Below are 22,776 nucleotides of genomic sequence, written 5' to 3' on the forward strand. Positions count from 1 at the left end.
CGTGAATTACAAGAAAGTTATTTATCTGGAAATCTATATTTAAAGAGGTAAGATGGAAATATTTTTTTCAATACTGGAATCTGTAGGTGTATTGCTTGGGCTTGGGCTTCTTGGTTTCTACATGATTGCAAGGCGGATGATGCCCGGCGATCTTCTTGGATTTTTATCACCCCTTGTTCTGGAAATTGCTCTTCCAAGTCTGATTTTTGTAAGTATCATTAAAAATTTTACATTCAGTGAATTTCCAGACTGGTGGATGATTCCGCTTTGGTGGATTTTTTTCTCATTTATTGCAATTTGTCTTACTCTTGCCATGACATATGTAATGAAGCCTGACAATCCCAGAGAGTTTGCCATAAGCCTGTTTTATCAGAACGGTATTTTTTTTCCGCTTGCCATTATAACAGGTCTTTATGGGAGTGACTCCTTCCATCTTGTGACACTCTTTCTTTTTATCTCCTTTCATCCTGCACTTTTCTTCAGTACCTACAGATTCTTTTTCAAGTCATCAGGGCAAGTTGAGGTTGGAGTGGACTGGAAAAAAATAATTCATCCAGTGCTTATAATGACGTTGATTGCCTTTGCTATAAAACTTTTCGGCTTTCATGACATGGTTCCCGGGTTTTTAATTTCAGAACTCTCCATTCTTGGTGCAATGGCTTTGCCCCTTGTTATGATCATACTTGGAGGTAATATTTTTGTGGATTTTCAAAAAAAAGGGGAGGTTTGAGGTGGTGGAAATTATAAAATTTGTCATAACAAAAAATTTTATATTTCCACTTGTTTTCCTGGGTATTTTGCTACTTATAAAGCCACCGTTTCATATTGCACTTATCATATTTCTTCAGAGTGCGGTTCCGCCAATTACTGCAATTCCAATTGTGACAAAACGCCTTGAAGGAAATTCATCAGTAACCAATCAGTTTATTGTTTCAAGTTATCTTATGCTTCTATTGTCAATCCCTGTGATGTTTTCTCTTTTTGCCAGATTTTTTAATGTCATTTAAGCAGGTTTCATTTTCCGGTTTACAATTTCCTGATGCAGAGTCCCATTTTTCGGGAAACTCGCCCAAAAAGTGTAAAGTTCTTTTGATGATATATGAAGCATCCCGTCATTTATTGAATATCAGCTTGGAGAGGTTTTTGAGCGATGCATCATTGTGCTGCTTTATAAGATCACTTGCCCACTCCACATCCATGATACGGATAGCATGGAAGAGTTGCTCATGCTCTTCTATGATATCGTAAATTCTGTCAATCTGAAGATATTCTATTCTGAATCTCAAAAAGATGTGCTGGTAAATATCTTTATACTTTTCAACAATATATGGATTGCCAGCCATTTCACATATGGTAGCATGGAAGTTCATATCAAGAACAAAAAGTGAACGGCTTACCCTGTTTTTTACAGAGAGTGAATAAGCGTTTTTTTTTATTTCAAGGGCTTTAATCTTCTCTTCGTTGCAGTTTTCAATGGCTTTCCTTATTGTACCAACCTCAAGAATGTTTTTTAATTCATAAAGAGCGTCAGCCTCTTCATGGGTAAGCTTATGAACAGAATATCCCTGGTTGGGTACAAAATCCAGATACCCCTCTTTTGCAAGAATGCTCAAGGCATTGTTTACAGGTGTTCTGCTTACTCCCAAAGCTTTTGCCAGATCAACAAAAACCAGTCTCTGCCCCGGCACAATATCGTAATTAAACATCATCTCTTTAATCTGGTCGTAAACGTGAAGGGTCAGGTTTCTATGTTCAGCCATTTGGGTCTCCTCATCATGATTGATGATCTTCTGCTCAAGTGTTCAGCTACTGGTTTTTCTTTTTTGCCTTTTTAGGCATGCTCCATTTCCCAGTTTACATTTTCGACATCTTTTACTTATCGGTTTACATTTTTTCTGAACCATGATTTTCATGATTAAGGGATTATCCTGATTTTCATCATGTTAATCCTTAAGTCGTTGCTCAAAATTTGGCAAGCTTCATTTCACAGTTTACACTTTCTGGAGAGAAAACTCTGATGTGCGGAAATCTCTCACAAAAAAGTGTAAAGTACTTTTGGGTTCAAATGAAGGATGCCCCTTTTTTACATGATAATTAAAAATAACATGTTAAATTACATGTAATATGATTCAATTGCAAGCAGATTTTTTATAAGAAAGCCGGCATGATTCATGATTACTTTACACTTTCTGTAGCTAATCTCGGGTTTTAAGGGTCTTTCTAAAAAAAAGTGAAAAGTATTTTTATGGGATATGAAGGTTGCCGAAAAGCCCCCCATTTTTTAAGGCTCTTGAGGACTTTCATGCTCCGTTGTGGCAGATTGACTTGCCATGGCCGTTATTTGAAACAAGGATTTGGCAAGCACTATTTTTTAAAAATAATACTGAAGAGGTTGGATTTTGAATTTTCATAGTGGCTTTTGATAAGTTCTGTGGATTTTGCAACATCTTTTGAGGTGATGGCATTTAATAGATTATCATGTTCTACAACGATCTCATCAATACGCTGCATTCTGAGATCTTCTACCCTGAATCTGAGAAATATTTTCTGGGATATTTCACGATACTGGGTAGAAAGAAATTCATTTTTTGCGATATCTACAATTGAACCGTGAAATTCCATATCCATAATGAAAAGTTCCCTTGAGACATGGCGTTTTATGGAGTTTTCATACTTTTTTTTAGCTTCGAGGATCTGTTTAATGCTATCTTGTGTCAAAGATCGTATTGCCTTGCCAATGATCCCAAGTTCAAGAATTTCTCTTATTTCATAAAGGGACTCTGCCTCAACTCTTGTCAGCTTGTGCACCCAGTACCCTTGATGGGGCACAAAATCAAGGTAACCTTCCTTGGCAAGTATGCTTAAAGCATTGTTAACAGGCGTCCTGCTGACATTGAGCTGCTTTGCCAGATCAATGAAGACAAGTCTCTGACCTGGTACAATTTCATAATTAAACATCATTTTTTTTATGCTGTCATAGGCAGCAAGCGTAAGATTCTTTGTCTCTTTCAATTTTGTGCACTCAAATTTTCATAAATATTGAATCTTTAAAGTTTTGTTGCCAAATTATATGGCACCTCATTAAAAACTACGATTGATTATCACGTTAAAAGTGTAATATCAAGTTTTAAAAGGGAAAACAGGAAAGAGCTAAAAAACTCCAATATGCATCTGTGATTTGAAAAAATAAAATTGACAACGGGCTTATTACATGTAATATGTCGTTAAATAATGAATGTAATATAATATCGTATGAAGTGTGCCAGCAAATTGGCATCTCTTGTATTCTCCGATTTAGCTTATAATGACAGATTGTGCCATTTTATGGCGTAAAAGGAGCCAGCATCATGAAGGATTTTAACACGCTGTTGTCGGAATCTGTGGAAAAACACGGGCACCTTTGTGCAGGACAGGTGATAGGTGTTCGTATGGCAATGCTTGGGTGCCGTCTTATCGGCATTGATGAGCCAAAATCTGATAAATGCCGGAAAAAATTTTTGGTATATGTGGAAATAGATCGCTGTGCCACTGATGCAATTGAGAGTGTAACCGGATGTCGGTTGGGCAAGCGTACATTGAAATTTAAGGATTTTGGAATAAATGCCGCTACATTTATAAATCTTAATACCAAAGATGCCTACAGGATAGTTTCAACCGAGGAATCAAGGGAACTTGTTGAAAAATATGCTCCTGATGAGACAAATCGTTATCAGCAGCAGATGAAGGGCTATATGCGGATGCCGGATAAAGAACTTTTTGATGTTAAAAGGGTAACTGTAAATCTTCCGGATTACGATATGCCAGGTCCTCCCAGGAGTCACGCTTCATGCAGCAGATGCAATCAGGTTGTCAGGGACGGCAAAGAGATAGTAAAGAAAGATGAGGTGCTTTGTCCTATTTGCGCCGGAGAGGGTTATTTTGAAATAGTTGAAGCCATTCAGGTATGATTTATATACTCAAAATCGACATCTTATTGCTTTTTTAGAAGTTATTGCAGTTGTCTGAACCAGGATAACCAGGATGGGTAGGATGCTCAGGATAGATAATCCTGCCTTATCTTGTTAATCTTGGGAATCCTGATTCAGACAGTGTTGACAAGGCTTACAAGATCATAGGTGTCGATTTTGAGTATATAACGTACATGGCGGATTACCGCCACAATCGAAGGGATGAAAGTCATTTTCAAAACAGGCTGTTACCAAGACTTTCATATAAACGTACATGGCTGATGACCGCCACAATCGAAGAGATGAAAGTCGTTTTAAAAACAGGATGTTACCGAGACTTTCATATAAAAAAACCAACATGACGCTTCACCGCCACAGCAGAAGCGATGATAGTTGTTTAAAAACAGTAATTTATAGAGATTTTGATAGAACAAATTGCAACTGCCATGACTTGAAGGGCACAAAGCAGAATAGGTGAAATGATGATTCAAATCGTAAATATTGAAGATGCCGTTGGTTATCCCCTGGCCCATGATATTACTGAAATACGTGCCGGAGAATTCAAGGGACCTGCCTTTCAGAAAGGACATATGCTGACCTGCCGAGATCTGGATCACTTAAGGCGCCTTGGAAAGGATCACCTTTATATCATAAGCCCTGAAACCGGCGAAATGCACGAAGATGATGCAGCAGAAGTCATTGCCAATGCTCTTTGCGGAGAGGGGGTCAGTTGGGATGAAGCCCCCCGTGAAGGCAAGATTTCCATTAAAGCAACCTGTGACGGACTTCTCAAGGTGGATGTGGATGTTCTCAACAGCTTTAATGGCTTTGGTGATGTCATGTGTGCAACCCGCCACAGCAACACAATTGTTAAAAAGGGTGATCAGGTGGCTGCAACCAGGGCAATTCCTCTGCTTATTGCAAAAAATATTGTTGATTCTGCTGTGGCTGTTGCAAACTCTTCAAGGGAGTCTGTGCTTCAGGTTAAACCCATGTTTAAAGCCAGAGCAGGAGTTCTGATAACCGGCAGTGAGGTCTATTACGGCAGAATTGAAGATAAATTTGAGTCGGTGATCAGGAAAAAGGTTACAGCCCTGAAAGGAGAGGTGATGGATGTTGCATTTCTCCCTGATGATGATACTATGATTGCAGAGGCAGCTTTAAGGATGGTTGAAAAAGGGGTAAATGTTCTTATTACAACGGGCGGCATGTCCGTGGATCCCGATGACAGAACCAGATTTGCATTAAAACAGGCAGGCGCAACAAATATTCTTTATGGGTCACCTGTGCTGCCAGGTGCCATGTTTATGGTCTCTGCATTAAAAGGTGTTCCTGTTCTTGGAATTCCGGCATGTGGTCTTTTTGCAAAAACCACCATGTTTGATTTAATCTACCCAAGAATTCTTGCTGGAGACAAAATTACAAGAGCTGACATTGCTGCAACAGGTCATGGCGGACTCTGCCTGAAATGCAGACAATGTACTTTCCCTGATTGCGCATTTGGCAAATGAAGGAGCCCTTAATATGGCATTCTTCACTCCTTAGTTGACAACTGCATGGGCACCATCTTTCTATTTTCTGAAATCAAGCTTCAATAGGTGGCAATTACTTTTGGGTGCATATGAAGAATAGTGCATTGTCAAAGCTAAAAATTAGGGTTCGTTTAATTGTAGAGACAAGGCATTCCTTGTCTCTACGTTGCAGATAATCCTAAAATTAAATCTTGACGGTGCAATAGCCGGAATATTAAGGAATTTGTAATATGACAAAATGGTTAGCAATCGGAATTGATCAGGCTCTTCAGATTACCCTTGATACTATTATGCCGTTAGGAAATGAGACAGTACAGGTTATATCATCTGCAGGGCGTATTGCAGGCTGTGATCTTTGTGCAGAGGTGGACTCACCATCCATTGATGCTTCATTAAAAGATGGATATGCTGTTAAATCTGTTGATATTGAAAATGCCTCTCCTGATAATCCTGTGCGTCTTTCTTTTGCAGGTTCTGCTGCTGCCGGAGACGGAAGAGAACAGAGCCTTAAAAATGGAGAGGCCATCCGTATTTTGACAGGTGCTGAGATTCCAGCCGGAGCAGATGCGGTACTTGCAGAAGAGTTTGTTGACTGGCCGGTTATCAGTGAAAAAAAAATTGGCTGTCCGGTTGTCAGGGAAGATAATTGCAACTCTTCAACAACAGCGTTGGAAGGGTCAACAGAAGAGATCCCTTCTTTTATTTATGCCTTAAATTGTGCTGAACCCGGCAGAAATATTATGCCAAAGGCCACAGATGTTGCAAAGGGTCAGGTTCTCGTTTCCCGTAATCAACAAATATCATCAGGGTATGCCGGTCTTCTTGCTGCGGCAGGGGTTAACAATATTTCCGTATTCAGGCAACCCCGGGTATCCCTGATTGCAACAGGTGACGAGATTGTGGCCCCTGGTCAACCTCTTCCCAGGGGTAAGCTCTATGCAAGCAACATGGTGACGCTGGCATCTCTTTGTAAATATTACGGTATGCAGACATCACTTATGACTGCAAAGGATTCTGCAAAGGCTATTTGTTCAGCAATTGAAAAATCCCTTGGGTGCTCTGATGCTCTTATTACAAGCGGTGGCGCCTGGACAGGTGACAGGGATCTTGTTGCAACTGTGCTATCTGACATGGGCTGGCAGCAGCACTTTCACAGAATAAGAATAGGCCCTGGAAAAGCTGTGGGTTTTGGAATACTTGAAGGAAAACCGGTTTTCATACTTCCTGGCGGCCCTCCTTCAAATCTAATGGGATTTCTTCAGATAGCTTTGCCTGGTCTTTTGAAGCTTGCAGGATACAGCCACCCCGGGCTTCAGAGGAGAAGTGTTAAACTTGCCTCTGATCTGCATGGTCGTGACAGCGGATGGACACAGTTTATTTTCGGGGTGCTGGAACGACCAAAAAATGATGTGTTGATACAATCAATATTCAGACCCCTTCATCAAAAGGGACGCCTTCAGACAATGGCAGAAGCCAATGCTGTTGCCGCAATACCCGAGGGAAAAACCCTTATAAAAGAGGGGAGCGTAATACAGGTGCAGTTGTTGCCTTAAGGCTCTATTTTATATGAAAGTCTCAGTAAGTGGCTGTTTTTAAAACGACTTTCATCTTTTCGATTGTGGTGGCTATCCGCCATGTTCGTTATAAGAAAGCCCCCGTATTTCAAGGTTTTTTCAGGGCTTTCATGCTTCGTTGTGGCAAGATGGTTTTGCCATGGCCGTTATATGAAAGTCTCGGTAGGTGGAGAGCCGCTTTGCCGTCATGGAATTGTTGACTTTGTAAAGAGATTGTGTGATTTTGAACAGGGAACAAAGCCTCATCTTCTTTGGAGAAAATACTATACCAACCCTGATGGCAAGCATAGGTGGATAACTCAAAGATTTGGAATAATTTGCTGACATGAGAATAACCAAGGAATGGCTCTTGACTAACTTGCCTGTTTGAGTACTTTGGGACAGATTATAAATCTCTCCCCGTTTTTTAAAAAGTTTAAAAATTTTCTGCTCATTCCTAAAGCACAGGTGGATAACTGTTTTGCATAATATAAAATCCGGTATAGCAAAAGATACAGTGTGTAAAAACGATAGACCTAATATTACCGATGGAGATCTTTGTAGTGTAAAATGCAGTGCTGTCATAATTGCAGGTGGTCTCAATTCACGAATGGGTGGCAAAAACAAGGCGTTTTTAAAAATTGGAAATAAAACAATTATAGAGCGTCTTTTAGACACTCTTTATTCAATATTTGACGATATTGTACTTGTCACAAGAAAACCAGAGCTTTATGAGCACTATTCTGTTCGTATTGTGACTGATATCTTTGATGACCGCTCTTCCCTGACCGGCATTCATTCTGGTCTTTATCATGCTGAAAATCCATTTGCATTTGTAGCTCCCTGTGATGCTCCGTTTCTTCAGAAGGCTTTCATCAAAATGATAATAGAGAGCATATCACCTGAAAATGATGTAATAATTCCACATCATGACGGCTATTACGAACCTTTATGTGCAGCATACTCAAAACGTTGCCTTCCCAAAATTGAAGCCCAGCTCAATTCAAAAAATTACCGTATTTTTGATTTTTTTGACACTGTTAACGTAAAAGAGATTGGAAGCGAAGCTATCAGATCAGTTGATCCCGATATGCTCTCCTTTTTTAATGTAAATACGCCGGATACTCTAGCACGTTCCATCAAGGTGCTTGAAGAGAAAGGTTATTGTTAAATGAAAATTCTTGGTATCAGCGGAAGTTTAAGAACAAATTCGTACAATACAAAATTGCTTGAAATATCACAGGATATTTTTGCTGATGATCATCAAATTGACATCTTCAGCCTATGTGAAATTCCTCTTTATAATGCCGATCTGGATACAGATGCAAAACCTGTAAGCGTGACAGCTTTAATTGATGCCATTGCCTCATGTGATGTAGTGCTTTTTGCAACACCCGAGTATAACTACAGTATATCCGGTGTTCTTAAAAATGCCATAGACTGGGCATCAAGGCCTGCCTATGAATCTGTGCTTGCAGGAAAACCTGCCGGAATTCTGAGTGCATCAAGGGGGCCTGTAGGAGGAGCAAGGGCACAATCACAGCTCAGGCATGTTCTGGCTGCAACATTGACACCGGTTTTGCCGCAACGTGAGTATCTGCTTCCCTTTGCATCCGAAGCATTTGATGAGTCAGGAAACCTTCTTGGTGAAAATATGACCCGCAGGTTGGAAAGATATATTTGTCAATTGATTGAATGGGCAAAGGATTTTCAGGTGATTTAGTATGCAAAGTATTTGTAAAAATTAAGGAAAATCTAATAATGTCGGATATTTCAGATAATACAAAATCTTTGTTCTTATCAAAAATCAAGTCCTGTTTCAGCAGAGATCGTTTTGCAGAATATATCGGGGTGGAAATACTTGACGCATCTCCAGGCAGTTGCCGGGCAAAGATGAAAATTGAAGATCATCATCTCAATTCCGTTGATCTGGTTCATGGGGCCGCAATTTTCGGGCTTGCTGATCTTGTCTTTGCAGTGGCATCCAATTCCCATGGAACTGTTGCCCTTGGAATCAACGTTTCTGTATCCTATATTAAATCTGCAAGGGGGGGCACTCTGTACGCCCATGCAGAAGAGGTATCAAGGAATTCAAAACTTGGAATTTATTCCATGCAAGTTACCAATGAGGAGAGTGAGACTTTGGCCTTGATGACCGGCACTGTATATCGAAAAAAAGATGAAATACCTGCGTTAAAAAAATAAAATTTCAGGATACTCACTATTGCCTGTTACTTCTGGAGATGGTGAGTGTGGGTCAGGGCTGACAAGATTTACTTAAATTGCCATAAAAAAAGCTCGGGCCTGTTTTATTGCTCAGGCCCGGGCAGAAAGCACAGCATCACTTTTGGCAAAATAGACTAATATTTTTGTTGTTTATTATTTATTATTTCCTATTATTTTATCGTATGTGCCATCTGACTTAATACCTTCCAGCACTTCCTGCCACTTAATTGCAATATCTGTCATGTTTTTTGATGTACCAATATAAAAAACAAGATCCATATCCACAAAACCAATTTTAAACTCATCCTGATTTAAACCACCTTTTTTGATTGCATCCATCATAATCAACTCTGCTGCATACCAGGCATCAATCCTGCCTTTAAGGAGTTTTTTTCCATTAATGCTTTCATCAATTACTGTGTCAATTTGCGAAAATTTCATATTTTGGAGTCTTTTCTGGGGAGGAGCATTGAGAATAACGCCTATCTTTAGATCTTTGAGGTCATCAAGGCTGTTAAAAGTTCTTTCATCTGATTTTCTGACTGCAAAAACAAGGCGATCTTTTAAAATTGGTCCAATCCATAGATATTTCTCTTCCCTTTCTTTTGTTCGGCCAAGAGGATATATGATACTGTTTTCCTGCTTCTGTGATAATACTACAGATCTTGACCATGGCAAAGTTTCAATATGGCACGCTGCTCCTGTTCTATTACAGATCTCTTTTACTATGGCGCTTCCCAGTCCATACTGTTCACCGTTTTCAGAATATGAATATGGGGGTAGTTCACCGGTAAGAATATTGATAGTATCTGCATTTATATTTTGAATAGATGCAAAAATACAAAATATGGAAATTACGAAAAGTTTTGAGTTATATAATCTTTTTATTTCTTTTTTTATAATACTCATTTTATTCATCATGTAATGCATTTTGATTTTTCTCCTGTCGATTTTAATTTTAAAGTGTGCTGTACATTTATATAAAAGTCCCCATAACATACTGATATATCATGGCTTTCATGCATCGTTGTGATGCCTTCGCAATCATGAGGATTTATTAGAAAGTCTCCATAACATGCTGACATATAAAGACTTTTGTCTCTTCGATTGTGGCTGTGAGCAGCCATGTACGTTTTAAGGAATGTGTCTAAAATAACGTTTCCTTTTAAAAAATCGTTCAACCTCATCCTGTATTGACAGGGATATTCAGAAATAGGGAAGTTTTTTAAAACCGATTCCTAAGCGTGATGTTCATCAAAAAAATTCAGTAGCCTGACAAGTGATTGCATCAGAAGTATTTTGTAATTTTGCAGGAGGATTTGGAGTGGAGAGATGAGATGCAAAATATAGAAGTAAAGGTATTAATACATCAAAAAAAGTGTGTGGACAATAGCCTATGATTGACCACACACTTTTTTGATTCCCCGATTGTTGAGTCTGTGGCTTGACTTATTGCCCTGAGCCAAACCTGAAAGTCTGATCCGGATCAATAACAGCAAGTACTCTTACCACACATCCGTCTCCACCTGGCCAACGCCATGGAAATGCCATAAAAAAACATCTTTTCCCGGTAACTTCATCAAGGTCGCCTCCTATATTCTCAATACCTGGAATACCACCTTTGACCATAAGTGTTTTATGCCCTGCCTCCCAATCGGGAAAATCATCTTTTGGATCCCGTCCGGTCACTTTTTTGTACTCTTCAATAAGATGAGGTTGCGATGGGCCAAGACCGTGATCCACAAGTTTGGTGGCAATGGGATGATCATTGGCTTGACAGCCATATCCAACAAGTTTTACCTTTTTATCAACAAGCCAACGGGCACCATCTGCATAAATTCCGCAGCCATAGGCAAAGTATTCGTCACTGTCACCCCATTTGTGGTGAAAACCTGTATTGATCATAACAATGTCATTTTCCTGGATTTTTGGACGGGCATTCTCAAGGTCTTCTGCTGTAATAACTCCCCATTTTCCTTTGGGTATGGAGACAGCCACACCGGTTCCGCAAAGTCTCCAGAGGGGATAATGACTGATGTCAGGAGTGTTCTCAGTGACATGTAGAGGAGCATCCATATGGGTTCCTCTGTGCATGATGCCATCCCACTGTACCTGATAGACCCCATCTTTTGCATGAAATTTATTGACATTTACATTAACACTCGGTGTTGATGGCCATTCCGGCATGTGATGGTGAAAAGGTTGACTTAAATTGTATATTTTCAGGCTCATGGTTTTTTCCTTTTGCTTTTTCTGTTGCCATAAGCACATAGACAAATATTTCTTCCGGTTAAGCCTTAGTAGATAATAGGAAAAAATTTATGTCCACCTACTTACGTAGCATCTATTATTCCTTAATTGCCGGCATCAATTCTGCATTTTCCTGAAGGATCCATCATTGCGACAAGGCGAACTGGACAGGCATCACCATGTTTGAATTTCCAGGGTGTGGCTGCAAAAGTTGCCCGTTTTCCGGCCAATAGATCCACATCTCCTCCCACCTGCTCCACTGTGGGGATACCTGCTGAAAGAAGTGTTTTATGGGCAATATTCCATTCAGGATGTTCCTTTGTCGGATCAAGGCCAGTTGCTTTTGTATAATCATTAGCAAGCCTTTTCATTAAAGGGCCGCCACGATGGGGGCCAAGGGAAGTTGCCAGGGGGTGATCAACCTGGGGCATATCCACTCCAACAAAACGGCAATCCTTTTTTACCAGCCATTGGGCAGCGCACTTTGAAAGACCTGGAGATTCCCCGAAATACTCAATGGCATCAGAGTATTTGTGGTGCCAGCCGCTGACAATAATAACCACATCGCCCTGCTGAACATCGGGAGATGCTGACTCAAGATCCTTTGCCGTGATAACTTCATAGCTTTTTTTGGGAATGTTCAGCACGACTCCATTGCCGAAAAACCGTTCAACAGGTATTTCGGAAAGATCGGAAGCCCGTTGAACCAGGTGAATCGGTGCATTCATATGAGTGCCAGTGTGCATAACAGTTTTAATACGATGAGCCATTACCCCGTGCTGTGCAAATTTAACTGCACGGAACATGATTACGTCATCCTGGCCCGGCAGGGATGGTGCTCCATGTCCCCATTCATGACTTAACTCCAACAATTGCAACTCAGTGTAAGGATCAGTTGTGACAGCAGCCATAATTTCCTCTCCTGGATATAGTGGTGAATTTACATAAAAGTCCCTATAAGCGCTTGTTTTTATTGAGGCTTTCATTTTTTAGATTGTGGCGGCTATCCGCCATGTACGTTATATTCTTCTAAATTTTTATCACAAAAACATTATATGCTCTTCATGATGAAGTCAAGAAAAAATTGCATGTAATATATTAACATAAAGTTGTATGCAATTAAGGGTTAAGCACAAAATTATTTTTCCCTTTGCTTTGAGAATCTCGACACCCTGGTCTTTTGTTGTTACTATGGTTTTACCGTGGAAATGGATACAATTTTCTATATTCGGGGGTGGCTGGATGGCAGCCATGCCCGTTTACAGGTAATAAATTTTGGATAAAGACTCGGCATCCTTCATATAGCCCTCAAAGTACTCTTGATTCAGACAAATGCAGTAACTGCCGGGAAAGCAATAAGATGTGGATTTTTAGACTCTATTGAGTATTAAAGTTTACCATGAAAATGACTATCATTTTTATACTTGGGGGTGATTGATACGCAATCATGTCCGTTTAGTAAAAAAAGTGAATCATTTTGATAGAAATGAGGTGAATCAAATGAGTTCAGGAGAAAGTTTCACCAAAGAGCCCTACCATCTTCAGAGTGTAACTGAAATTATTCTTGAAAGCATTTCAGATGGTGTTTTTACAGTTGATCCTGACTGGAAGATAACGTCATTTAACCGGGCGGCAGAAAAAATAACCGGCATTGACCGTGAAGAAGCCATTGGGCGTCACTGTTGGGATGTTTTCCGTTCCAATATGTGCGAAAGAGAGTGTGCACTAAAAAAAACAATGAAAGAGGGAAAGCCATTTGTCAACAGTGATACCCATATTGTAAGCAGTGAAGGAGAAAAAATTCCGGTTACGGTTTCAACTTCTGTATTAAAGGACAGTAATGGAAATTCACTTGGGGGTGTGGAGATCTTCAGAGATCATACCCTTGTTGATGAGTTGAGAAAAGCTCTCTCATCGCGTTTTCAGATGGGTGAGATGCTCAGCCGGAATCCTGTTATGCAGCAACTTTTTGATATTATTCCCCTTATTGCAGAGAGTGACAGTAGTGTATTGATTGAGGGAGAAAGCGGAACCGGAAAAGAGCTTGTTGCAAAGGCAATACATGACAAAAGCCCGAGAAACAAGTCTCCTTTTGTCGCAATTAATTGTGGTGCTCTTCCTGATTCTCTTCTGGAGTCTGAGCTTTTTGGTTACAAAGCCGGTGCCTTTACAAATGCATCAAAAGACAAGGCAGGCTATTTTGCTTCTGCCCAGGGTGGCACAATATTTCTTGACGAGATTGGTGAGACGAGTGCGGCATTTCAGGTAAGGCTGTTGAGGGTTCTTGAGGAAAAGGCTTTTCAGCCCCTTGGTACTACTGAAAAAGTTGAAAGCAATGTTCGTGTTATAACAGCAACAAATCGTAATTTATTACAGATGGTAGCAGAAAAAGACTTTCGAAGGGATCTTTTTTACAGGATAAATGTGGTTCAGGTTTTCCTTCCTCCCCTTCGGGAGCGCATGGAAGATATACCTCTTCTTGTTAAACATTTTATATCACGAATGAACACAATTCAGGGCAAGATGGTGGAAGGTATTGAGCCAGATGCCCTTGAAACTCTTATGAAATATCCTTTTTATGGAAATATAAGGGAGCTGCAAAATTTAATTGAGCATGCCTTTGTTCTCTGTTCCAGTGGTTTTATTGCACTTAAACATTTTCCAGCTATACTGAGTCATGATTCATCTTTTATATCAACATCGTTATCACCTTCCCCATCATCACCACTGTCAACGTCGTCATCGTCACCGTCGTCATCGTCACCGTTGCCATCATCACCACTATCACCACTATCACCACTATCATCATCATCACCATCACCACCATTATCATCACCACCACAACATCAACAATCATCATTTAAAGATTCCCCACCTTTAGAGCCAACTGTTTCATCTGGCTTTGGCTCCTTTTCTCTTTCAAATAATGACAATGTTCAGGCTGCCCAACGTGAGATTATTTTTAATGCGCTGATAAACAACAACTATAATCGTAAAGCGGCTGCAAAGGAGCTTGGAATCCATAAAAGCACTTTATTCAGGAAGATAAAAAAACTCGGAATTATCCTACCAAAAGGGGTGGATGGCCGTTCTTCATGATATAATTGTAAGAGTCGCATTGAGTCGCATTTTTGCTACCCAATATAGCTGCTTTTATGCAACGTTATTGCGTCTTTATATTATATTAAAAATATAATTATTTTATTTAAGTACTTGATTATACAATAAAAAATATTTTGCAATCATTTTTTAGAGATTTTATTATCATTGGGCATAATAGTTGCTTATTAATAGTGACGGGCTCTTGAGAGTCGCATATTTGTCTTGGTTTTTTAGCTGACAATTAAAATTTGAAAGAATAATATATTTTTGTCAGTCTGAATTCTGCCCGCACAGGTTGGGAATATTAGCTTTATTCTTATGAGTCTCATTAATATCGGAGAGGGATGGATTATTAAATATGAATATCGCGTTTACTGCATGGGACAAAAGAATTTCGCCGGTATTTGATGCGTCCCGTAATCTGTTTGTTGTTAAAGTTTCCGATGGAAAAGTGCTTCAAAGTTTTTATGAACCCTTTAACCCCGAGATAATGTTTTCTTTTAAAGAAAAACTGAAGATGCTGGAAATTGACGTTCTTGTTTGTGGTGCAATTTCTCAAATCTGTTCCAGTATCATTGAATCAACAGGTGTCATGCTGATTCCATTTATCGGTGGCAGGATAGATGATATCCTTGATGGATATCTCCGAGACAACAGTATCAATCATGGTTTTATTATGCCTGGATGTGGCCGTAGATATAGAAGAAAGTCCGATATTGATGCATTCGGGTATCAAGGAAAGGAGGTGAGAATTATGCCAAAAGGAAATAACAGAGGCCAGCAAGGCCAGGGAAGAGGCCAAGGTCAAGGTCAAGGTCAAGGAAGAGGTCAGGGGCAAGGAAAAGGCCAGGGTCAGGGAAGAGGTCAGAGCCAAGGAAGGTGCCAGGGACAGGGCAATAATAGAGGCGGTAATGGATGTGGAGGCAGTTGTACCACACAAGGCAGCGGTAAAGGCAATGGTCAGGGCAAATTTTAAGATCATTGTTAGCTTATATGTTTTTGCTGTCTGAATCAGGATGAAAAGATGTTCAGGATACTTAATCCTGCCTTACCCTGTTAATCCAGGGTATCTTGATTCAGACAATTTATAAAGTTTAACAAAGTAGAACTAATTAAGGAGATAATATTATGCCAGGATTTAATGGACAGGGACCAATGAGTCAAGGCTCAATGACAGGCGGAGGTAGAGGTTATTGCAGGTCATCTTTTTCAGGAATCGGAAGGTCATTTGCAGGTGGTTCTGGAAGGGGATATGGCCAGGGTATGAACATGGGCTACGGAAATAGCTTTAATGGTGGCCGCTGCTTTGCCGGTGGTAGGCGAAGAGGAGGCATGGGAAGAGGTGCAGGTTTTATCCCCGGGGGAGGTGTACCTTATGAGATGCCATACACCAATGCACCGGATCCTGCAACTGAAATTGAGATGCTTAAAAGAGATGCCGAAGGGTTGCAGAATCATCTGGATATGATAAAGAAGCGCATGTCTGAAATTGATGAGCCTCGTCAGGATTAAATCAACTTCTGATAAGGATTTTTTGCAGGGAAGTATGGAATGGAAATTGTTCTGCATTTAAAAAGGTTCTGCCTGGAAACTGCATGTAAAAGATTGTATGAAAGGCTCATAAAAAGCTATTTTAATCAATCTCAATCTGATGAAAACCGAAGATTAATTGAGGAGAAGATGGCCATTTTGCTGCATCTCCTTGAAAATGCAGATTTTCCTGCATTAAGGCAAACTTATCCCGAACTTTCAGGAACTGAGCCATTATCATCTGTGTCACTTTATGCTGATGGAGATGATAATGGTGTATCAGAGTCAATTTCTTTTCAGAATTTTGAAGGATTGCAGAATTTACCTTGTGTAAAAATTGTGCTAAATGGAAGTGTCATTGAGCCTCTATGGAAACATTCTCAGAGTTTGCAAGTAGCTGAAAAAAAGAGGAAAAATTATGCCGATATTTGATTTTCATTGCAATGACTGCGGCAGGGTCAGTGAAATTTTAATGGTTGGAAACAGTGAAAAAGCGGAATGCTCATTTTGTGGAAGCAGCAGCATGACTCAAAAGTTGTCTGCCCATTCCTCTCTTTCAGGCCCTGCAAAACATCGTTTGCCAGGGTCTGGTGACAGAGCTTGTTGCGGTTCTGCACCTGGCGAAAAATCAGGATGTGCAGGCCCTGGAAGCTGCTGTGGCAAGAGTATGTGATAACACTTTAAAAAGCAGAATCTTTAGGAATGAGTCTTAAATAATTTGCCCATTTCAAAACAGGCGACCACTTTAAACCGTACTTTTGAGAGTTCTAATTGGACACCTTATTTCGTACTCATTCCTTAGCGGGCAGAATCTGTTCTCTGCCCTGTTAAAAGATATACAACTCATTTGGGGGGCGGATGTCAAATCCGCCCCCTGTGTTTTAATTTTACACTCTTTTAAGGATTTGACACATGAATATTGAATCTGTAGTTTTATTGTACTTTTCACCCACCAATACCACAAAAAAAACATTGAAATCTATTGCCCAGGGAACCGGGATTGCAACAATTACAGAGATTGATCTGACTCCTTCTGATGCAGATCTGCAAGGTGTTGTATTTACGGAGAATCAATTGGTTATTCTTGGCTCACCGGTTTACAGCGGAAGGATACCCGTTGAGGCAGCAAAAAGATTTAAAAACTTTAAGGGAAATGCTAATCCTGCTGTTTCAGTTGTGCTTTACGGAAATCGTGAATATGAGGATGCTCTTCTGGAGCTAAAAAATATGTCCCAGGATATGGGTATGACACCGGTTGCCGGAGCAGCCTTTATTGGTGAGCATTCATTTTCGGTTGAATCAACCCCTATTGCTGTTGGCCGTCCTGATGAAAGTGATCTTTCAAAATCCCGTGATTTTGGAAAAAAGATCATGGATAAAATTGAGTGTTTTTTATCAGAATCAAAGGGTCAAGAAGGTTGGAGTTCACTGGATAACTTGACAGTGCCAGGAAATTTACCATATAAGGAGAGGAAGGTTATGCCTCCGATTTCTCCTGTTACACGTGAGGATACCTGTATTAAATGCGGTAAATGTGCTGAAGTGTGTCCCACAGAAGCAGTGAGTGTTGATGAAGAGGTCACAACTCGTGCTGAAATATGTCTTCGTTGCTGTGCGTGTGTAAAAGAGTGCCCCACAGGATCAAGGGTTATGGAAAATCCTAAAATGATGGAGATAGCACAGTGGCTTTCCACTAATTTCAGTGAAAGAAAGGAGCCGGCAATCTTCATTTAAACCAAACCTTGCACTGCATAGAATGCTCAAGCTTTTTTAGCGTTTAAGATAAAATACTCAAAATCGACATTTTATTGCTTTTTCCGAAGTTGTTCCAGTTGTCTGAACCAGGATAACCAGGATGGATAGGATGCTCAGGATAGATAATCCTGCCTTATTTTTGTTAATCTTGGGAATCCTGATTCAGACAGTGTTTACAAGACTTACAAGATCATAGATGTCGATTTTGAGTAAAATACATTTCATACCATTACACATATTACACTTGCCGGAGCAACAATTCCCGTTGTATTCGGAAAAGTGTATATTTTTTTTAAGTCTGACTAAACCTACATGGCTGCGATACAGCCACCTCAAAGATGGAAACTTATATCCATTTACACGGATAATCTGAGTGGTATTATTATTTTTACCGTGAAAATGACTATCATTTTTATACTTGGGGGTGATTGATACAAAATCAATCATGCACGTTTATTATTATTTCTGGTTGGGTATTTATTAAATCATCTGGAGAGCATATGAAACAGCAGGGTATTCTTCTTGGTGCCGGTACAAATGAAATGGAGCTGCTGACTGTATGGATTTACGATCAGCTTTTCGGAATTAATGTCGCAAAGGTTCAGTCTGTACAGGCTTACGACCGAAAACTCGTAACACCCATGCCTGAAAATCCACCGGGCGTCATGGGAATGATGCTATACAGGGAGAGAACAATTCCAATTCTTGATCTTGAGCTGCTTTTGGATATGGCTAAAAAAGGGGACAAAAAAAATGATCGGGAAATTGTTGTTGTAACTGAATTCAACAATACAGTTAATGCTTTTAAAGCTCATGGTGTAAATAGAATTCTTCGTTTTTCATGGGCTGAATTTTCTCCCATTAATCGTTTTATTGGCTCAGATTCATATGTCACTGGCTCTGTCCAGGCAGATGAACATGAAATCATGGTTCTCGATCTTGAACAGGTTCTTGCAACTGTTTTTCCGGGCATGGTTCTGGAATCTGTTTCCGAAGAAACAATGCAGAGAAAGGAGAAGATCAGCAGAAATCAACTTAACATTCTATTTGCAGAGGACTCATTTACCATACGCAAAGGTGTTATAAAGGTTTTGAAACAGGCAGGTTTTGAAGAGATCACTTCGTTTGAAAACGGGCAGGACGCCTGTGATTACTGCATGAAGCATGCCGACGATTTTGCTGATACATCGATTCCCACAGTTGTTATTTCAGATATCGAGATGCCAAAGATGGATGGGTTAACGCTTTGTCGTAAACTCAAACAGGATCCAGTGTTGAAGGATTTGTATGTAATTATTTTTTCAAGTCTGATTAATACCCAGATGATTCAGAAGTGTCAACAGGTGTCAGCAGATAGATATGTAACAAAGCCGGAAACAAATGCCCTGATTGAAATCCTTGACGAATTTTGCAGTAATTAATTGATTCTAAATAACTCAAAATCGACATTTTATTGCTTTTTCAGAAGTTATTGCATTTGTCTGAATCAGGATAACCAGGATGGATAGGATGTTCAGGATAGATAATCCTGCCTTATCCTGTTAATCCTGTTAATACTGGGCATCCTGTTAATCCTGGGAATCCTGATTCAGACAGTGTTGACAAGGCTTACAAGATCATAGGTGTCGACTTTGAGAATAAACAGTTTGATTTAATTTTTAATACTACAGCGACACTTTCATGGAAAACGCTATTTTCAAGCCATTAAACAAGCAGTGTCGCTGTAGTGCTTAAGGTGTTCATGAAAAATAATATCTATTCTATTGGAATCAAGCAATCATTAACTATTATAGTTTTATCTGTTTTTATTTCATTGGTTTTTAACTTTTTCAGATCAGCACCCTTGCCTATTGTTGGAAAGTGGGATGTTGAGTCAAGATTGACAACCGATGCAGGCAAGAGCATGGTTATATCTTTTGATGACGCTGTTTCACTTTTTGAACAAAATGCTGCTGTTTTTGTTGATGCAAGGAATGTGGATCAATATGAGTATGGGCATATAAAAGGTGCCATAAGTTTACCATGGCATGATTTACAGGAACGATTTATGGATGTTCTTCCTGAAATAGATCCTGATATGCCTGTTGTTACTTATTGTGATGGCGAAAGCTGTAGCCTTAGCCATGATCTTGCACTCTTTTTCAAGGACATGGGATTTCAGGTTTATGTTCTTGTTAATGGATGGTCAGTATGGAAAGCAGGGAGTATGCCTGTGGAGGTCAAAGCGCAATGAGAAAAACAAAAGATGGATTAAATATTGCAGGAAATAGGGCAGATAAGGTTATTCTGATAATACATTATATTTCTCGCTGGATACTTGGGATTGTATTTATTTATGCAAGTTATGATAAAATACTTTATCCTGAACAATTTGCAAGTGCAGTATATAATTATCAGATACTGGCGGACATTTTGATAAATATTACAGCCATTGTTCTGCCATGGCTGGAGTTAATTCTTGGGATATTTCTTATTTTTGGTGTTTTTGTTCCAGGCACTGTTATTCTCATAAATTTTTTGCTTGTGATTTTTACAACAGCACTGGTTTTCAACCTTTACAGGGGAATTGATGTAAATTGCGGCTGTTTTTCCGCAGCTCCAGGTGCTACCCCGGCAGATATATGGACAGTGGCAAGGGATATATCCTTGATGCTTTTTTCTTTTTATCTCTTCTTCTATACTTTTATCAAAAGAAACGATATTCAAGGTAGTTTTAAAAAGATATACTCATAATACTACTTTTTTAGCTTATCTTTTTTTGCTGCCTGAATCAGGATAACCATGATAATCAGAATAACCAGGATATTCAGGATACTTAATTCTGCCTTATCCTGTTAATCCAGGGTATCCTGATTCAGACAATTTATAAAAGTTAACAAAGTATAAATAAAAACAAAGCAGGAGTAGGCAATGATCAAAGAAAATCCTGAAGCAGTAAATGAATGCCCAGAAATAAATGTGTTGAGTGAGCTGCTGAGACTGCTCAAACTTGAAAAGATTGAGGAAAATATTTTCAGGGGAGAGAGCCAGGATCTTGGTTTTGGTAATGTCTTTGGCGGGCAGGTTCTGGGGCAGGCGCTATCGGCTGCAACAAGGACAGTTGACGTGACCCGCAAGGCTCACAGTATTCATGGTTATTTCATGAGGGCAGGGGATTCAACAAAACCCATTGTATATACAGTTGACTGCATCAGAGATGGCAGAAGTTTTACCACAAGAAGGGTTGTTGCTGTACAGAAAGGGCGTCCCATTTTTTCCATGTCAGCCTCTTTTCAAATGGATGAACCAGGCTTTGATCATCAAGATGAAATACCTGATGTTCCAGGCCCGGAAGGAATTGAGTCTGATACTGAAAAATTCCGTAAAATTGCCCACATGATTCCCGCAAAGCTGCGGGACAAAATGATCTGTGAAAAGCCCATTGAAATAAGGGTTGTAAATCCTGTCAACCCATTTGAACCAGGCAGGATGCCTCCTGTAAAATATGCATGGTTCAAATCAATCAATCTTATGCCTGACGATATTGCAATACACCGCTATATGCTTGCATATGCATCGGATTTCAACCTTGTTACCACATCCCTTTATCCACATGCCAAAACGTTCTGGTCACCTGGTATGCAGGTGGCAAGCCTTGACCATGCTATGTGGTTTCATAGGGATTTCAGGATGGATGAATGGCTGCTTTATGCCATGCACAGCCCCAGTGCATGCAGAGGAAGGGGGCTTAATATTGGAAATATTTTTACAACTGACGGCAAACTTGTTGCAACTGTTGCTCAAGAGGGACTTATCCGAAATATTAGATAGATTTAGATTTTAAAGCCTTGAGGGCATCCTTCATTTATCACTTTTTACTTTCCGGAGAAAAAGCGTTTTTTTCTGCTTTTTAATCTTCATAAGTGTAGAGTCTTTTGCTCGTGATATGAAGGATGCCTTTTTTATTTGGTTTATTTCAAAAAAACAATTATTATTAGAAGATAAAAGCCGATTAGAAACTGTATATGCTGGCAAATCAGAATATTTCTTAGTAAATGATCAAAAAAAATCTGCAATGCCCTGAATCACTATTGTAAAGGAGGTTACCATGCCTGATATAAATCCATTTGACAGTATGCTTCTGGAACTTGTGAATGCCGCAAGTGATCCATCATCCATTGGCAGCGACGAATTTTTGGTGAACCTTCGCACCATTGCAGAAGATTATATAGAGAGCCAGGGCGGAGAACCATCCGAAGCATCTTTTGGTGTTGATCAGTTTGTAAACAATCTTGTGGAGAGTATGAACCTTGGTATCCCGCCTGTTGAGTCTTTACAAAATGCCATGGGCCAGCTTGACCTTACATATGTCCGTGATCAGATAGAGTCAGAATCCCAACAAAGTGACCTTGCCAATGCCCTTGCATCCGGCGAAAACATTGAAGAGGTGATAGCAGATACCCTTCCCGAAGGAGTTGATCCCAAAGGGAGTGCAGCCGATGCCATGTTCAAAGATCTTCAGGAGAGTATGGCAGAAGGAACTTTTCCTGATGAAGCACTAAAAGGTGCGGAAGAGACCCTTGATCAGACCATTGCAGTACAGGGTGCAGTCCAGAAGGAGTTATCAACGGGGGATCAGATTTTAAAGGCTCTTTCAGATGGAGAGGATGTTGCCCAGATACTTGGTGATCATCTTGGAGATCTTTCTCCTGATGCCCTGCAGCAGGCAATTGAGGCATTTACAACATCCCTTGCAAGCGGAGGCTCTCCTGATGCAGCTCTTCAGTCGGCTGAAACAACTGTTGGGGCAGTGGCTTCGGCATCGGAATCTGTACAGGGAGAGATGACAGCCGAGGCATCCCTTATGGCATCCCTTGCATCTGGAGAAAATGTTGAAGAGAC

General features: G+C 40.0%; 25 protein-coding genes. 19 read left to right on the forward strand and 6 right to left on the reverse strand.

The window, feature by feature from the left end:
* The first annotated feature begins 52 nt into the window (after window positions 1-52).
* Window positions 53-730 carry an AEC family transporter gene (locus MTBBW1_RS09520; RefSeq protein WP_080802514.1) on the forward strand — a complete coding sequence of 226 codons (678 nt, stop codon included), beginning with the start codon at window positions 53-55 and terminating at the stop codon, window positions 728-730.
* A gap of 4 nt (window positions 731-734) precedes the next feature.
* Entirely contained in the window at window positions 735-1,007 is a 273-nt protein-coding gene (locus MTBBW1_RS09525; RefSeq protein WP_139786719.1) for an AEC family transporter, read from the forward strand.
* 105 nt (window positions 1,008-1,112) lie between these two features.
* Here MTBBW1_RS09525 and MTBBW1_RS09530 read toward each other — a convergent pair whose 3' ends face one another.
* Window positions 1,113-1,760 carry a GntR family transcriptional regulator gene (locus MTBBW1_RS09530; protein WP_080802519.1) on the reverse strand — a complete coding sequence of 216 codons (648 nt, stop codon included), beginning with the start codon at window positions 1,758-1,760 and terminating at the stop codon, window positions 1,113-1,115.
* Between the two features lie 604 nt (window positions 1,761-2,364).
* Entirely contained in the window at window positions 2,365-3,012 is a 648-nt protein-coding gene (locus MTBBW1_RS09535) for a GntR family transcriptional regulator (RefSeq protein WP_080802522.1), read from the reverse strand.
* A 335-nt stretch (window positions 3,013-3,347) separates the two neighbouring features.
* Between MTBBW1_RS09535 and MTBBW1_RS09540 the strand changes: the two genes are divergently transcribed.
* The 3 genes from MTBBW1_RS09540 (at window position 3,348) to MTBBW1_RS09550 (ending at window position 7,032) form a co-directional block, all read left to right on the forward strand.
* Window positions 3,348-3,947, forward strand: coding sequence for an FmdE family protein (locus MTBBW1_RS09540; protein ID WP_080802526.1), 600 nt, complete (start codon window positions 3,348-3,350; stop codon window positions 3,945-3,947).
* A 479-nt stretch (window positions 3,948-4,426) separates the two neighbouring features.
* Complete coding sequence (locus tag MTBBW1_RS09545; protein WP_281255629.1) at window positions 4,427-5,458, forward strand: molybdopterin-binding protein; 1,032 nt, start codon at window positions 4,427-4,429, stop codon at window positions 5,456-5,458.
* A gap of 251 nt (window positions 5,459-5,709) precedes the next feature.
* Entirely contained in the window at window positions 5,710-7,032 is a 1,323-nt protein-coding gene (locus MTBBW1_RS09550) for a molybdopterin molybdotransferase MoeA (protein ID WP_080802528.1), read from the forward strand.
* A 129-nt stretch (window positions 7,033-7,161) separates the two neighbouring features.
* Here the strand turns inward: MTBBW1_RS09550 and MTBBW1_RS09555 are convergent, their stop codons facing one another.
* Entirely contained in the window at window positions 7,162-7,380 is a 219-nt protein-coding gene (locus MTBBW1_RS09555; protein WP_139786720.1) for a hypothetical protein, read from the reverse strand.
* Between the two features lie 133 nt (window positions 7,381-7,513).
* Here MTBBW1_RS09555 and mobA point away from each other — a divergent pair, with 133 nt between their 5' ends.
* From mobA to MTBBW1_RS09570, 3 genes are read left to right on the forward strand one after another with little or no spacing between them, the layout of a single operon-like run.
* On the forward strand, window positions 7,514-8,203 hold the full coding sequence (gene mobA, locus MTBBW1_RS09560; protein ID WP_080802534.1) for a molybdenum cofactor guanylyltransferase: 690 nt from the start codon (window positions 7,514-7,516) through the stop codon (window positions 8,201-8,203).
* The gene (locus MTBBW1_RS09565) at window positions 8,204-8,755 is read left to right on the forward strand and encodes an NADPH-dependent FMN reductase (RefSeq protein ID WP_080802538.1); all 552 of its coding nucleotides are present in this window, start codon (window positions 8,204-8,206) and stop codon (window positions 8,753-8,755) included.
* Between the two features lie 38 nt (window positions 8,756-8,793).
* Window positions 8,794-9,237 (forward strand): PaaI family thioesterase, encoded by a 444-nt coding sequence (locus MTBBW1_RS09570; protein ID WP_080802541.1) that lies wholly within the window; start codon window positions 8,794-8,796, stop codon window positions 9,235-9,237.
* Window positions 9,238-9,411: 174 nt separating this feature from the next.
* On the opposite strand, the gene MTBBW1_RS09575 is transcribed toward MTBBW1_RS09570, so the two are convergent.
* The 3 genes from MTBBW1_RS09575 to MTBBW1_RS09585 form a co-directional block, all read right to left on the reverse strand.
* Window positions 9,412-10,188, reverse strand: a complete 777-nt coding sequence (locus MTBBW1_RS09575) for a substrate-binding periplasmic protein (protein WP_186441186.1) — start codon at window positions 10,186-10,188, stop codon at window positions 9,412-9,414.
* Between the two features lie 519 nt (window positions 10,189-10,707).
* On the reverse strand, window positions 10,708-11,490 hold the full coding sequence (locus MTBBW1_RS09580; protein WP_080802547.1) for a cyclase family protein: 783 nt from the start codon (window positions 11,488-11,490) through the stop codon (window positions 10,708-10,710).
* A 122-nt stretch (window positions 11,491-11,612) separates the two neighbouring features.
* On the reverse strand, window positions 11,613-12,419 hold the full coding sequence (locus MTBBW1_RS09585; protein WP_080802550.1) for a cyclase family protein: 807 nt from the start codon (window positions 12,417-12,419) through the stop codon (window positions 11,613-11,615).
* A gap of 589 nt (window positions 12,420-13,008) precedes the next feature.
* Here MTBBW1_RS09585 and MTBBW1_RS09590 point away from each other — a divergent pair.
* The 11 genes from MTBBW1_RS09590 to MTBBW1_RS09640 form a co-directional block, all read left to right on the forward strand.
* Window positions 13,009-14,607, forward strand: a complete 1,599-nt coding sequence (locus MTBBW1_RS09590; RefSeq protein WP_080802552.1) for a sigma-54 interaction domain-containing protein — start codon at window positions 13,009-13,011, stop codon at window positions 14,605-14,607.
* 361 nt (window positions 14,608-14,968) lie between these two features.
* Window positions 14,969-15,586 (forward strand): NifB/NifX family molybdenum-iron cluster-binding protein, encoded by a 618-nt coding sequence (locus MTBBW1_RS09595; protein ID WP_080802554.1) that lies wholly within the window; start codon window positions 14,969-14,971, stop codon window positions 15,584-15,586.
* A gap of 152 nt (window positions 15,587-15,738) precedes the next feature.
* A complete protein-coding gene (locus tag MTBBW1_RS09600) occupies window positions 15,739-16,122 on the forward strand; it encodes a DUF5320 domain-containing protein (RefSeq protein WP_080802556.1) in 384 nt (127 codons plus the stop codon).
* A gap of 39 nt (window positions 16,123-16,161) precedes the next feature.
* Complete coding sequence (locus MTBBW1_RS09605) at window positions 16,162-16,572, forward strand: hypothetical protein (protein ID WP_080802559.1); 411 nt, start codon at window positions 16,162-16,164, stop codon at window positions 16,570-16,572.
* Window positions 16,559-16,813: a zinc ribbon domain-containing protein gene (locus MTBBW1_RS09610; protein ID WP_080802562.1), complete on the forward strand. Its 255-nt coding sequence runs from the start codon at window positions 16,559-16,561 to the stop codon at window positions 16,811-16,813. The genes MTBBW1_RS09605 and MTBBW1_RS09610 overlap by 14 nt, the downstream gene beginning before the upstream one ends.
* A gap of 239 nt (window positions 16,814-17,052) precedes the next feature.
* Window positions 17,053-17,874 (forward strand): 4Fe-4S binding protein, encoded by an 822-nt coding sequence (locus MTBBW1_RS09615; protein ID WP_080802566.1) that lies wholly within the window; start codon window positions 17,053-17,055, stop codon window positions 17,872-17,874.
* Between the two features lie 521 nt (window positions 17,875-18,395).
* Entirely contained in the window at window positions 18,396-19,316 is a 921-nt protein-coding gene (locus tag MTBBW1_RS09620) for a chemotaxis protein (RefSeq protein WP_080802574.1), read from the forward strand.
* Window positions 19,317-19,636: 320 nt separating this feature from the next.
* Window positions 19,637-20,128, forward strand: coding sequence for a rhodanese-like domain-containing protein (locus MTBBW1_RS09625; protein WP_080802582.1), 492 nt, complete (start codon window positions 19,637-19,639; stop codon window positions 20,126-20,128).
* Complete coding sequence (locus tag MTBBW1_RS09630) at window positions 20,125-20,628, forward strand: MauE/DoxX family redox-associated membrane protein (protein WP_186441187.1); 504 nt, start codon at window positions 20,125-20,127, stop codon at window positions 20,626-20,628. The genes MTBBW1_RS09625 and MTBBW1_RS09630 overlap by 4 nt, the downstream gene beginning before the upstream one ends.
* Before the next feature lie 177 nt (window positions 20,629-20,805).
* Entirely contained in the window at window positions 20,806-21,705 is a 900-nt protein-coding gene (gene tesB / locus MTBBW1_RS09635) for an acyl-CoA thioesterase II (RefSeq protein ID WP_080802593.1), read from the forward strand.
* A 277-nt stretch (window positions 21,706-21,982) separates the two neighbouring features.
* A partial coding sequence (locus MTBBW1_RS09640) for a hypothetical protein (protein ID WP_186441188.1) occupies window positions 21,983-22,776 on the forward strand: 794 nt, incomplete at its 3' end.

Origin of the sequence: Desulfamplus magnetovallimortis, assembly GCF_900170035.1 — a bacterium.
Classification (GTDB): domain Bacteria; phylum Desulfobacterota; class Desulfobacteria; order Desulfobacterales; family Desulfobacteraceae; genus Desulfamplus; species Desulfamplus magnetovallimortis.